12 protein-coding genes and 1 pseudogene are annotated in these 12,635 nt (G+C 68.1%); 8 read left to right on the top strand and 5 right to left on the bottom strand.

Annotated elements, in window-relative coordinates; all coding sequences use genetic code 11:
* From IIE03_RS08260 to IIE03_RS08245, 4 genes are all read left to right on the top strand, one after another.
* A partial coding sequence (locus IIE03_RS08260; RefSeq protein WP_192862275.1) for a TrmH family RNA methyltransferase occupies positions 1 to 420 on the top strand: 420 nt, incomplete at its 5' end.
* A gap of 190 nt (positions 421 to 610) precedes the next feature.
* Positions 611 to 817, top strand: coding sequence for a hypothetical protein (locus IIE03_RS08255; protein ID WP_192862274.1), 207 nt, complete (start codon positions 611 to 613; stop codon positions 815 to 817).
* A gap of 835 nt (positions 818 to 1,652) precedes the next feature.
* Positions 1,653 to 1,892 (top strand): hypothetical protein, encoded by a 240-nt coding sequence (locus IIE03_RS08250; protein ID WP_193107583.1) that lies wholly within the window; start codon positions 1,653 to 1,655, stop codon positions 1,890 to 1,892.
* A gap of 58 nt (positions 1,893 to 1,950) precedes the next feature.
* Positions 1,951 to 4,893, top strand: a complete 2,943-nt coding sequence (locus IIE03_RS08245; RefSeq protein WP_192862272.1) for a CBM35 domain-containing protein — start codon at positions 1,951 to 1,953, stop codon at positions 4,891 to 4,893.
* Between the two features lie 225 nt (positions 4,894 to 5,118).
* Here the strand turns inward: IIE03_RS08245 and IIE03_RS08240 are convergent, their stop codons facing one another.
* Positions 5,119 to 6,039: an oxidoreductase gene (locus tag IIE03_RS08240; RefSeq protein ID WP_192862271.1), complete on the bottom strand. Its 921-nt coding sequence runs from the start codon at positions 6,037 to 6,039 to the stop codon at positions 5,119 to 5,121.
* A gap of 101 nt (positions 6,040 to 6,140) precedes the next feature.
* On the opposite strand from IIE03_RS08240, the gene IIE03_RS08235 reads away from it, so the two are divergent.
* A complete protein-coding gene (locus tag IIE03_RS08235) occupies positions 6,141 to 7,109 on the top strand; it encodes a helix-turn-helix transcriptional regulator (RefSeq protein WP_192862270.1) in 969 nt (322 codons plus the stop codon).
* Between the two features lie 160 nt (positions 7,110 to 7,269).
* On the opposite strand, the gene IIE03_RS08230 is transcribed toward IIE03_RS08235, so the two are convergent.
* Complete coding sequence (locus tag IIE03_RS08230; protein ID WP_192862269.1) at positions 7,270 to 8,103, bottom strand: helix-turn-helix transcriptional regulator; 834 nt, start codon at positions 8,101 to 8,103, stop codon at positions 7,270 to 7,272.
* A gap of 137 nt (positions 8,104 to 8,240) precedes the next feature.
* Here IIE03_RS08230 and IIE03_RS08225 point away from each other — a divergent pair, with 137 nt between their 5' ends.
* Complete coding sequence (locus IIE03_RS08225) at positions 8,241 to 9,179, top strand: alpha/beta hydrolase family protein (RefSeq protein ID WP_225997463.1); 939 nt, start codon at positions 8,241 to 8,243, stop codon at positions 9,177 to 9,179.
* Between the two features lie 222 nt (positions 9,180 to 9,401).
* Here the strand turns inward: IIE03_RS08225 and IIE03_RS08220 are convergent, their stop codons facing one another.
* A complete protein-coding gene (locus IIE03_RS08220) occupies positions 9,402 to 9,944 on the bottom strand; it encodes a dihydrofolate reductase family protein (RefSeq protein ID WP_192862268.1) in 543 nt (180 codons plus the stop codon).
* A 256-nt stretch (positions 9,945 to 10,200) separates the two neighbouring features.
* Here IIE03_RS08220 and IIE03_RS08215 point away from each other — a divergent pair, with 256 nt between their 5' ends.
* Positions 10,201 to 11,232 (top strand): hypothetical protein, encoded by a 1,032-nt coding sequence (locus tag IIE03_RS08215; protein WP_192862267.1) that lies wholly within the window; start codon positions 10,201 to 10,203, stop codon positions 11,230 to 11,232.
* Positions 11,233 to 11,262: 30 nt separating this feature from the next.
* On the opposite strand, the gene IIE03_RS08210 is transcribed toward IIE03_RS08215, so the two are convergent.
* Both IIE03_RS08210 and IIE03_RS08205 read right to left on the bottom strand, forming a co-directional pair.
* The gene (locus IIE03_RS08210) at positions 11,263 to 11,862 is read right to left on the bottom strand and encodes a nucleotidyl transferase AbiEii/AbiGii toxin family protein (protein WP_192862266.1); all 600 of its coding nucleotides are present in this window, start codon (positions 11,860 to 11,862) and stop codon (positions 11,263 to 11,265) included.
* Positions 11,863 to 11,867: 5 nt separating this feature from the next.
* Positions 11,868 to 12,062, bottom strand: a complete 195-nt coding sequence (locus IIE03_RS08205; protein WP_192862265.1) for a hypothetical protein — start codon at positions 12,060 to 12,062, stop codon at positions 11,868 to 11,870.
* A 154-nt stretch (positions 12,063 to 12,216) separates the two neighbouring features.
* On the opposite strand from IIE03_RS08205, the pseudogene IIE03_RS08200 reads away from it, so the two are divergent.
* Positions 12,217 to 12,635 (top strand): annotated as a pseudogene (locus IIE03_RS08200) (TrmH family RNA methyltransferase); the annotation flags it as partial.

The following is a 12,635-nucleotide window of genomic DNA, read 5'->3' as shown; positions in this document are numbered from 1 at the left end:
AACGTGGGTGCGGCGTTCCGGTCGGCCGCGGCGCTCGGGGTGGATGCCGTGCTGGTCACGCCGCGTTGTGCCGACCCGCTCTACCGTCGTTCGGTGCGGGTCTCGATGGGGACCGTCTTCCAGGTGCCGTGGACGCGGCTGGAGAAGTGGCCGGGCGGTCTGGAGGAACTGCGTGCGGCCGGCTTCACCACCGCCGCGCTGGCGCTGAGCGACGACTCGATCTCGTTGGACGAGTTGGTGGAGCAGATCGCCGCGGGCCGGCACGAGCGTCTTGCTCTCGTGCTGGGTACGGAGGGTGACGGGCTCTCGCACGGCGCGGTCGCCGCGGCCGACACGGTGGTCCGCATCCCGATGGCGGGCGGCGTCGACTCGCTCAACGTGGCGGCGGCCTCGGCGGTAGCGTTCTGGGCCACGCGGTAGCGACCTGACGCCAGGGCTGCCCGGCGCCGCGTGGGCAGGTTTCGCCCCTCCCTGGCTAGGGCCTGTTTCGGAATTGGTGTGTGACCTGCTGTTTCGGCATGCTTCGGGTTCGTGGTGGACGCGGTTGGACGACATGATCTGAGGGACGAGGCGTGGGCGGTGATCGGGCCGTTGTTGCCGGTGGCGGCGCGTGGTCGTCCGGCACCCGGACGACGAGGAGCTGGAATGGTCCATCGCTGTGCTCACCCGCCGTGGAGGCCTGGGCGGCTACGACATCGAACGCCTCGACCCGGTCACCGATCAAGACGACACGACCATCGCCGCCGACCCCACCACCATCGCCACCGACATCCTGAACTGGATCACACAGCGCTACCACTTCCGAAACACGCCCTAGGGATGCCCTTTCAGGCTTGAAAGCTGCGATCCGCCACATCCGCGACCAATCGACCAGTGGCGCCGCCGCCGCGCCGAACGCCCTGCTGTTGAAGATCATCGGTACGCCCCGTGCGGGAGGCCGGACGGGGCGACGGGTCGAGATGGGGATGGGGAGTCGGCCGGCAACGGGACCGTGCCCGACGACGACGGCAAGCAGACTCGGAGAAGGCGCGGAGAAGGCTGGTACGAGCGTCGACCGTGAGCCGCGTGCTCGACGACCGCCCAGGCGTCTCGGAGGCGAAGTGTCAGGTGGCCCTGACCGCCCTCGCGACCCAAGGAGATCGGGGGGCAGCGCGAGCTCGCCCCACTCGGCTGCGACGTCGGTGACCGGCTTGTGGCGCACGGGACGCACTCGATCGAGGCGGGATCCTTCGAGCCGGAGCTCGTGCTGCGGCGATCCACCGGTCCGACGCCGCCCCGGCCGCTACGTGAAAAATTTGGACGGTATCGACGTAACTTCTTGCATAAGTTCCGGAATTCTGCTCTACTGCGAAGGTGGCCGGCCGCGAGGGCGCGACGGCGCTACTCGAAGAGGAGTGGTGATGCGAAGGAGCATCGTGACGATCGGCAGCCTTTGTGCTCCGAACGCGCTCCCGGCGCACTCGAGCGCCTGTGCGGGTGTCGGGCGTCCAGGAGCCGGCGGATGGCCGCAACCAACTCTGGGGCACGTTCATCGACGAGGGCGGCAACACCGGGCTGCTCGACGACGTGACTGCGGCGTGTTCGGTCACCCACCACACGACCCCGGTCGTCCGAGGCCGGTACCGGGCGACCATGAGGATCGAGAACACCGCGTGCAGACGCTCCCGGCGAGCACACTCGCATGGCACCTGGGAAGCGGCGAGTCGGTCCGACACGCGTCCGGTGCCGCCGACATGACCCAGAACGGCACGCGCGTGGAAACCGTCCTCCGCGGCGGCGGCCTGCGGCCCGGCCAGAGCATGACGTTCCGTGTCGCCGGCACGGCCAACGCGGACGAGGTGGCCGCGCCTGAGACCTTCACCCTCGACAACGTGCGCTGCGCCGCTCCCTGAGCCCGACGTGGCGCACTCGGCGGAGCGGAAACATCATGGGACGAAATGGAGAGACATCATGACGGGACCGATTGCAGCCTGGCGTCGCTGCTGCGCTCTGCTCGTGGCAGCGGCCGTGGTCGGCACCGCACTGGCGGCGACGAATGCCACCATCGCCCAGGCCGAGACGACTCGGCACGAAGCGGAACTGGCCCTGCTCACCGGCGGAGCGACAGCCGCCGCAGACCACGCCGGTTACACCGGCAGCGGGTTCGTCGACGGATACACGGACGGCAACAAGGGCACTGCGACGACGAGTTTTGCCGTCGAGATCGCAACGGACGCCGAACACACGCTGACGCTGCGGTACGCCAACGGCACCGGCTCGCCGAAGACGTTGACGCTGATCATCGACGGCGCCGCGCAGCAGGTCTCGTTACCCGCGACGGCGAACTGGGACGACTGGGCAACACACAGCGTGTCCGTCGACCTGACGAGCGGCGCACACACCGTCGCCTACCGCTTCGGCGCCGCCGACTCGGGCAACGTCAACCTCGACAACCTGGAGGTCGCCCCTCCGCCGCAGCCCGGCGCCGGGTACTCGACCGGCCCGGTGTTCGAAGCCGAGGCGGCCACGCTCGCGGGCGGCGCAGTGGTCGCGAGTGATCATGCCGGGTACTCCGGTAGCGGCTTCGTCGGCGGCTACACCGACGCCAATTCGGGCAGTGCGTCGACGACCTTCAAGGTGCGGATCAGCGGCGGCGGGGCCGTGGATCTGGTGTTCCGCTACGCAAACGGAACGCCGACGGATCGGACCCTTTCCCTCGTCGTCGACGGCGCGCACGTGGATCAGCTCTCGTTCCCTACGACGAGCAACTGGGACACGTGGGACACGGTGACCGTGGCACGATCGCTACCGGAAGGTGACCACGACATCACCCTCCTCTACGGTTCGGCGGACAACGGAAACGTCAACCTCGACAGGCTCGATGTCGTCGACGGCGGCGAACCACAACCGGCCGGTCCGGGCGAGGCCGAGGACGCATACGTCTCGGGCGGTGCCGTCGTCACGGCGGCGACGGGCGGACATTCCGGCACGGGATACGTCGAAGGGTTCACGGCCGAAGGCGCCCGTGTCGTCCGTGCTCTCGGTGTCGAGTCCGCCGGGACGGCGACCGCGACCATCCGGTTCACGACCCCAGCAAGTGACCGCAGCCTGGACCTGCTCGTGAACGCGCGCGTCGTCGGCACGGTGGACTTCCCGTCCGGAACCGGCTGGCGCACCACCGCCATGAGTGTCCCCGTACGCGCGGGCGTCAACACGGTGGGCCTGCGGGCAGCGAGTGCCGGCGCAGACGTGTTCATCGACAGCATCGACGTATCGACGCAGGCGGAGCTCGCGGCGCGCGGCGCGACCACCACGTATCGCCAGTACGAGGCCGAGGCGGGGTCGACCGACGGAACCGTGCTCACGCCATCACGCACCTACGGGACTGTCGCGTCCGAGTCGAGTGGTCGGAGCGCTGTACGGCTCGACACGACAGGGGAACACGTCAGCATCGCCCTCGCCTCTCCTGCGAACGGACTGGTGTTGCGGTACTCGATCCCCGATAACGCGACGGGCACGGGCCTGAGCACACCGCTCGGTCTCTACGCGGACGGAACCAAGCTCACCGACGTCACGCTGACATCCGAGCACAGCTGGCTCTACGGTGCGTACCCCTACCTCAACGACCCGAACTCGCCACGCCCGGAGGATCGCTGCGGACCTGAAGGCGGGGCATGTGTCCCGCACCGCTTCTTCGACGAAGTGCGCGTGCAACTGCCGGACGAGCTTCCGGCGGGCACGGTGTTGCGGCTCCAGAAGGACTCGGCGGCGACGTCGCACATAGACATCGATCTCGTCGAGGCCGAGGTCGTTCCTCCGCCTCTGACGCGGCCGTCCGATGCGCTGTCCATCATCGACTTCGGTGCACGATCAGGTCAGGATGCCACCACAGCGATCAATGCTGCCGTCGCTCAGGCGAGGCAGCAGCGCGTCCCGGTGTGGATCCCCGAAGGCGACTTCCGGTTGACGTCGGCTATCCAGGTATCGGACGTCACCGTACTCGGGGCCGGGCCGTGGTACTCGAGTATCGAGCAGACGAACGGACGCGGCGGGTTCTACGGGAGCGGCGGGGGCGTTGCCATCGCGGATCTCGCCATCCTGGGAGACCTCACGGTCCGGTTGGACGATGCGTCCGACACAGCGATCGAGGGCGACTTCGCCTCGGACACCCTCATCCAGAACGTCTGGATCCAGCACACCAAGACGGCGCTCTGGGTACGTCCGGGATCGAAGGACGTCCTCGCCGTCGGCCTGCGGGTGCGCGACACCTACGCAGACGGCGTGAACCTCCGCTCGAGTGAGAACTCTCGCGTCGTCCAGTCCACGTTCCGCAACACCGGAGACGATGCGATGGCGATGTGGTCTTCCGATGGGCCGGGGTCGCGGAACACCTTCGCCTTCAACACCGTTCAGACGCCGGCATTGTCGAACGGCATCGCCGTGTACGGCGGCGGCCCGGACAACCGCGTCGAGGACAACCTCGTCGCTGACATCGTGAGTGCGGGCGCAGGCATCAGCATCAGCACCCGGTTCGGGGTGCCGTTCAGCGGCACCACACACGTGCGGCGCAACACCCTCGAGCGCGCGGGCAGCCGCGAGCCTGGCTGGCCTGCCGAGCTCGGAGCACTGTGGATCTACGCCGACATCCACCCGATCAACGCGCCGATCGTGATCCGCGACATGACGATCACCGACAGCACGTTCTCCGGTGTCCACATGTCATGGGAGAAGAGCATCGACCAGGTCTCGTTCGAGCGGGTGAGAGTCGACGGCACCGGAACATACGGCCTTCTGTTCGAGGCGCCAGGGACGACCTCGTTCGCCGACACCACCGTACTGGACACGACTCTCGGCGGGTTGTCGAACCCGAGCGACCACACGATCATCCGCGGGGAGGGTAATTCCGGGTTCTAGAGCGATGCCGGGAACTCAGGGCGTCGGACTGGTGTCAGGTCTGCTGCTGGTGACAACGAACCCCGCAGTTGAGCGCGGTCCGCGAAGACAGCTTTCACCACGAGGGCTGTGCAGTGGCTCGATCCCGACGTCGTCCGTGCCGTGTCAGCCGCGGATTCCACCCCGGCCCGAGTTCCACGCCATGAGGTGGTCTCGGGCGTCGGATCCCAGGTCCCCAACACCCATCTAGGGGTATGACACACCTGTCAGGTCCTCTGAGGCTGCCCAGAGTTGCTGTCCGACACGGGGGTCGAGCGCTTCGTCGGAGGCTTGGACTTCGATCGCGTCGCCTCGGCGCTCGTTGCGGCCGCTGGGTCCGAAGAACTGGCCGCCGTGGGCGTCGGGCGCGGTGGTGGCGCGAAGTTGGGGGAGGGCGCCCTGTTCGGTGGGTTGGGTGGAGAGGGAGAGGAAGAGACCTGTCGCGATCCGGCCGATCCAGCCGCGGTCGGCCCATGCGCGGGGCACGAGGTTGGAGCGGGACACGCCGGGGTGCGCGAGCACACTGATGACCGGCGAGCCGCTGGCGCGGAGTCTGCGGTCGAGTTCGATCCCGAATGTCGTCGTGGCGAGCTTGGAAGCTCCGTAGGCGGCGGAGGCGTCCCAGCGGCGTTCGAACATGAGGTCGTCGAAGTCGAGGTGGGCGGGCTTGTGAGAGATCGAACTGAGCGACACGACCCGAGGCCGATCGCCGCGTTCCAGGAACGGGAGCAGCAGCCCGGTGAGAGCGAAATGGCCGAGGTGGTTCGTGCCCAGGTGTAGCTCGAAGCCGTCGGCGGTGGTGCGCCGTGGGCCGAGGATCACCACGCCGGCGTTGTTGACGAGCAGGTCGACCCGGTCCAACTCGGCGGCATGCTCGGCAAAGCTTCGGACGGACGCGAGGGAGGCCAGGTCCAGGTTGCGCACCGACACCTCGGCGCGTGGGGCCGCTGATCGGATCGTGTCCGCTGCCTCCTCGCCGGACGTCACGTTGCGCACGGCGAGGATCACACGGGCGCCTCGCCGCGCCAACTCCGTGGCGGTGACCAGGCCGAGTCCGGAGTTGGCGCCGGTCACGATCGCGGTCCGGCCGCTCTGGTCGGGGATGTCTGATGTGCTCCATGCGGTCATGCGTTCGACGCTAGAGAGCCGCTGCTGGATCGCAGGCGTCCTTGTCATCCTGGGTCTGCCAGGACCACCATCGAGGTCCGCACGTGGCGCAGACTTGAGACATGACTGCCGCTTCGACCTCCGCGCGTGAGCTCGGCGCGTTCCTGCGTTCGCGTCGGGAGCAGACGCGTCCCGAGGACCTCGGGCTGGAGCCCGGGCCGCGGCGCAGGGTCGGGGGCCTCCGGCGTGAGGAGGTCGCGGTGCTGGCCGGGTTGAGCACCGACTACTACCAGCGGCTCGAGCAAGGTAGGAACGTCCGCCCGTCGGACGCGGTGCTCGACTCGATCGCGGATGCGCTCGACCTGGACGACGTCGAGCGCCGTCACCTGATGATGCTCGCCCGAGCGGCTCGGCGGCCGTCGCCTCCCCGACGCCGCGCCCGGGAGCGCGTACCCGACAACGCCAGGCTGCTGATCGCGTCATTGGCGCTGCCCGCGTTCGCGGTGAACCGCCACCTCGATGTCCTCGCGTGGAACGGTCTTGCCGCCGAGCTCCTGGGGGACCCGCTCCAGCTCCCGCCGAGCCACCGCAACGTGCTCATGACGCTGTTCCGCGACGACGAGTCCCGGCTCCGCTGCGCGGGGTGGGAGACGATGGCGTTGGACTACATCGGCATGCTGCGGGCGGCCGTCGCGCTCGATCCGGATCATCCGAGGGCCGTCGCGATCATCGGCGAACTCAGTATCCAGAGCGCCGAGTTCCGGCGCATGTGGGCGAGACACCACGTCCGCGAGAGCGTCCACGGCGCGAAGACGATCCGGCACCCCCGCATCGGTGAGATCGACGTCGAGTGGGACGCCTACCCGATCCCCGGGGTGCCGGGAGCGCACATGATCGTCTTCGCACCGCAACCCGGCCACGAGGACCGCCTGCAACTACTCGCCGCTGTCTCCAGTCTCGACGCCACCACACGGCCCACGGAGAACCCGCGGAAGGTCCGGAAGGGGACGCAACGATCCTCGACTTCCACCGGCGGACGCCTGGCGACAGGTCCACATGCCGCAGCAGTTACCGACGGGGATGCCCCATGAGCGCGCGGAAGATTCCTTCGAGGTGTTGTTCGCCTTCTCGCGTCTGGGGCCGTGAGTCAACCCGGACGCCATGATCCGCGACCTGGCAGGGCGGAAGACGAGACCGGACCAGGCGTCGTTCTCACGCGCCATGCCCTCCGTGTGGATCGTCGAGGCGTGTTCAGCGGGCAGTGAAGGTCTCCAGCCCGGTGACGCGAAGCAGGTCGAGCCTGGCGGCATCTTCCGTTCCGGGGGCGGCGGTGTACGCAACCACACGCAGGTCGCTCCCGGGTACCGCCAGCACATCGCAGTCGACGGTGATGCGACCGACCTTGGTGCGGATGACCTTCTTGCTGGAACGGTGCTCGGCGATCCGGGCCGTCGACCATCGGTTCTCGAACTCGGGAGATTCGGCTCGCAGACGGGAGATCAGCTGCATCAGGGGTGCGTCGTGGGGATACCGCCCGAGCGCGGCGCGTAGGTCGGCGACGAGGTCGGCGGCGAACTCCTCGGCGTGCTCGTCGTCGTACTCAACCTCCGGCGTCCCATGGATGAAGTGACGCCAGACGAAGTTGCGATCGATGCCGACGTACTCCGAAGGGTCACCGAGGAGGGCCGCCCACAGCCGGTTCCATCGCACGATTTCGTGTGTCGCGGTGAACACCGCCAGCGGTATGCTCCCGAGCCGGTCGATGACGCGCTGCACGCCGGGGGTGATGTGCCGGGGCACGGCGCCTCGTCGGGGCGGCGCCGCTCCGGCGACCCGGAACAGATGGTCGCGCTCTGCGTCGTCGAGACGCAGTGCCACGGCGAGGGCACCCAGTAATTGAGGGGAGGGGTTGGCCGCGCGCCCCTGCTCCAGGCGCACGATGTAATCCACGCTCACCCCGGCCAGGGCAGCGAGCTCCTCCCGTCGCAGACCGCGGGCCCGCCGCCCGGCGCCTGCGGGCAGGCCGACACTGGCGGGGGAGACACGATCGCGCCATGCGCGCAGGACACTGGCGAACTCCGACACCGGAAGATTCTCTCCCGCCGCGGGCTATCGATGGTGGTACTGCTGGTCCCCCCGAAAGCCGGCACCTGGAAGACACGTGCCCTTGCGCCCAGGATCTCCATCGGGGCAACGACGTTCGCCCACGAAGGAGAGAGACGATGACCGACCAGACAACCATGACCGAGGAGCAGTCCAGCGCGGTGATCAAGGCGATCGCGGAGGGATACGGCAGCCTGCTGCGCGCCCCGCTGCTCGAGAACCCCGGTGATCACGGGATGGTGTACGAGGAGATCAGCTTCCCGTCGGCGGACGGCACGCCCCTGGAGGCGTGGTGGATTCCCCGTGAAGGCTCCGACAAACTGATCATCGCCAACCACCCGCTGTGGTTCAACCGCTACGGCCTTCCCGCGCACCTCGAACCGTGGAAGTCCCTCGGTGCCGCAGGCGGCAACGACTTCGAGGTGAACTTCCTGCCCGACTACCGGATCCTCCACGAGGCCGGCTACAACGTGCTCACGTACGACATGCGTAACCTGGGGCAGAGCGGCAGCGCGAACGGAGGCCGCGGCAGCGGCGGGCGATTCGAGGCACGTGACGTCATCGGCTCGCTCCTCTTCGCCCGTGCCGACAGCCGCACCGCAGGCATGACCATCGGACTGTTCAGCCGCTGCCAGGGCGCCAACGCCACTATGTTCGCGATGCAGGAGCACCCGGGGGAGTTCACCGACGTGCGCGCCATGCTCGCCCCGCAACCGCTGTCAGTGGGGGCGACGATGACCCGGACGCTGGAGCTGCTCGGGATCCCGGCGCGGATCGCCGACCTGGAGCGCGAGATGCAACTGGCGGTCAGCTACCGCTTCGACGAGATGACACCGGTCCCCTGGGCCAAGAGCGTCACACTCCCGACTTACCTCTACCAGGTCCGCGAAGACCTGATGACCTACCCCGAGGACGTCCAGGCCATGTACGACAACATCCCGTGCGCGGACAAGGAACTGCACTGGATCGATGGCACCACGGCACGTTGGGACGGTTACCTCGACTTCCAGCGCGACCCCGACCCCAAGCTCGCGTTCCTGGCACGCCACATGGCGTGAACTCCCGGAGCGGCCGCGCCGCCCGGCTACTCTTCAGAAGGCCGGGCGGCGCCGCGGGCAGTGACCGTCCAGCCCTACCCGGAAGCCACAACCTTCACCTGAGCGTCGTTGCGTCCGTGGTGCTCGAGCCGGCCGTTTAGGGTCCAGCGGCCGAGGTCGCGGGTACGGAACATGCGGTGTGTCCTGGCCGAACCGGCGACGGGCGCTGGTGCCGAGATCGGCTCAGCGCCTCGTCTCGTACCTGTTCAGGACCACCCCGCCGGGAAACGTCCGCGTCTCCACCGGGCTCAGGATCACCCAGCCGTCCAGCGCGGTGAAGAACGGTGTGCCACCACCCACCAGGACCGGATGGGTGACGATCGCGTACTCGTCGATCAGCCCGGCACGCATGGCGGCCCCGGCGAGCGTCGCGCCGGCGACCCGCATCGGCCCACCGTCCTCGTCCTTGAGCCGGGTGATCTCCGCGACCGCGTCGCCGGCGACCAGGCGAGCGTTCCAGTCGGCCTCGTCGATCGTCGACGAGAACACCACCTTCGGAGTGTCCCGCCAGTTCCGCGCGAACTCGACCTGCGCCGGGGTGGCGTCCGGCTGCTGGTCGCCGGTCGGCCAGTAGGAACTCATGGTCTCCCACAGCCTGCGCCCGTACAGCAACAGCCCGATCGCCCGCTCCTCGTCGAGCCACCACTGGAACAGTTCGTCGCTCGGCTCGCTCCAGCCGGGATGATGATTCCCGATCTTCCAGAAAGGCGTCGGCGCAACGGCCAAGTGCCGTGATCGGCGTGTTGGCCAGGCGGTGCAGTCTGGGTCACTGGTAGCGTGTGGGCAGGCAGGGAGTTCGGGATCGGACCTGAGCCACCGCCAATTCTCCTCCTTGCGGCATGGAGCGCGGGATTGTGCCTGCGCCACCGTCGCTGTCCTTGATCCTCTGTCTGCTGGCAGGCGTGCGTGTGTTCCTTGGCGTGCCGCTTGCCGGAAGGGTTGTGCCATGACGATCTATTCGTAGCATCCCCAGCGCGGGAAAGTGCAGGTTCTGGCCACGTTCCGCGGGCCTGATGGCGTGGTGTCGGAGACGGTGACCAGTGTCGAGTCCGAACAGCTGGCCGGTCCGTTGGTGGAGTCCCTGAACCGGGTCTCGGCCGCCGCGGCCTTGCCGGTGTGTCTGCACGATCAGCGTGGTGACAGGTTCGACCGGTACCCGCACTCGCATCTGGCTGCTCTGACCGATTCGGCAGCGCGGCCTGGCCTTCTTCGGGGAGCGCACAGTCTGTGGTACGTGCTGGCCACGTGGGAGCTGCACGAAGCGCTCACCGACCTCGACGACGCGCTCAAGCCGGTGCCAGCCCCGGTCCGTACAGCAATCCAGGCAGATCTGGAGTCGGAAGCCAAGTGGCTGCGGACCAAGGCGGTCGAGGAGATCAGTGAGGACGTCGACGAGGCCGCCGATAGCGATGTGCTCGACGGCAAGCGCCGCCGGTGGGAGCCGACGACGTCGTACGCGCTCGACGACCAGTTGCGGATACTGGACCCGATCCCGTCATTCGTGTCCGACTCCGGCCAGCTCGGCGTCCATCTTCGGGAGGCACTGGACAAGCTCGAAGCCGTCGGCACTGACCGGGAGATTGAGCGCGCTGCCAGCGATCTGCGGCTGCTGCTCGATGCCTGGGCTCGGGCCAAGGAGGCGGACGTGGAGATCACGATGGGCGCCCTGGAGATTATGTTCGACCCGTCGTCCTACTTCGATCAGCCCGACGGAGAGGGAGAGCGCCTGTACGTGAACGTGCACGCACCCCAACCCGGCGGCAAATGGGGCCGCCATGAGTGGGGCGTCGCGGTGGACCAGTGGGTGACCGAAGGAGCCGACGAGGACGGATACCCGAGCGACTCCCATGGCGAGGAGGTGCTGCACTGCGCATTGCCGACCAGTCCGACCCTTACTGACTTGCTCGCCTTGCTCGACCAAGCGCGCGACCGCATCCAGGACTGGGCCGACACTCCGGTCGGCCAGGCCTTGGAGGGAACCGCATTCGTCGTCACTCGACGGGCCCAAAACTAGCCAACAGTCACCGCTTTCCGCCCCTCGTGATCAGCTCTGATCGCTGGGACGCGATTGCTGGATCGCTGCGGCGAGCTGTTCCTTGAGGTCCAGGCCGCGGTTGTAGCCCCGGCTGTGAATCAACTCGATGCCCTTCTGTGCCAGCGTCAGGTCGTCGTCCGACGCGGCTGCCAGCAGGTATCCGAGGTCCATCTGGTCCTGATGGCGGCCAGCGAGGACTTTCAGGGCGATCAGATGGCCGGTCGACGCGACGGGCATGTCGGTGCCGGGCAGGATCTCGAGGCGGTCCGCGTGGCTGACGATCTCGCTTTCGATCCCTGAGCTGGCGAACAGCAGATCGACGTAGGTGGTTGCCGTGCCCGCCTGTGGCCTGATCAGGCGCACCGTGCTGAGCCGGTCGGTGTAGTCCTGCTCGACAAGGGCCGATAGGGCATAGCCTCGAACCTGCATGCGGTTGACAATGGCTTCGGCTTCGGCGTCGTCCGACACGGCGATCGCGATATCGACGTCTCGTGTGAATCGAGGCTCCGCGCGGAGTGCTACGGCGAGGCCGCCGATGACGGCCCACTGTGCGCCGATGGCGTCCAGGTCGGAGGCGGCCTGGGCGAGTACGGAATTGACGGACTGCATCGGCGCTACCCGCGGGCCGGGAGGTGGATCCGGTTGCCGAGCCTGTCGCTCGGCTGGAGCAGCCAGGTCTGCACGCGCCCCTCGATCTCCTCATCGGAGGCCCCGGGGTGCTCGCGGCGCATGCGCTGCCGGTACGCCTGCACGCCGAAATCGAACATGTCGACGATCACCTGGAACTTCTCGACGTACGTCGCGGCCATGGGCCCCATGCTATGCGACGAACGGCCCGCCACCCGGTAGTGAGGACGCCATGGTGCTGGCCAACTGACCAGTTCGAACGCCGGGGAACGACGGATCCTGGCGGCCGTAGTGCTACTTGAGTCCAAGGGCTGGGCGGTTCGTCGACTGAATTGAACCAACGTGGGTGCGGCGTTCCGGTCGGCCGCGGCGCTCGGGGTGGATGCCGTGCTGGTCACGCCGCGTTGTGCCGACCCGCTCTACCGTCGTTCGGTGCGGGTCTCGATGGGGACCGTCTTCCAGGTGCCGTGGACGCGGCTGGAGAAGTGGCCGGGCGGTCTGGAGGAACTGCGTGCGGCCGGCTTCACCACCGCCGCGCTGGCGCTGAGCGACGACTCGATCTCGTTGGACGAGTTGGTGGAGCAGATCGCCGCGGGCCGGCACGAGCGTCTTGCTCTCGTGCTGGGTACGGAGGGTGACGGGCTCTCGCACGGCGCGGTCGCCGCGGCCGACACGGTGGTCCGCATCCCGATGGCGGGCGGCGTCGACTCGCTCAACGTGGCGGCGGCCTCGGCGGTAGCGTTCTGGGCCACGCG

The sequence above is a fragment of the Myceligenerans pegani genome (genome assembly GCF_014892515.1).
Lineage (GTDB): Bacteria > Actinomycetota > Actinomycetes > Actinomycetales > Cellulomonadaceae > Myceligenerans > Myceligenerans pegani.
Note: the sequence above shows the minus strand (reverse complement) of the source record. Positions and strands in the feature narration are given on the sequence as shown.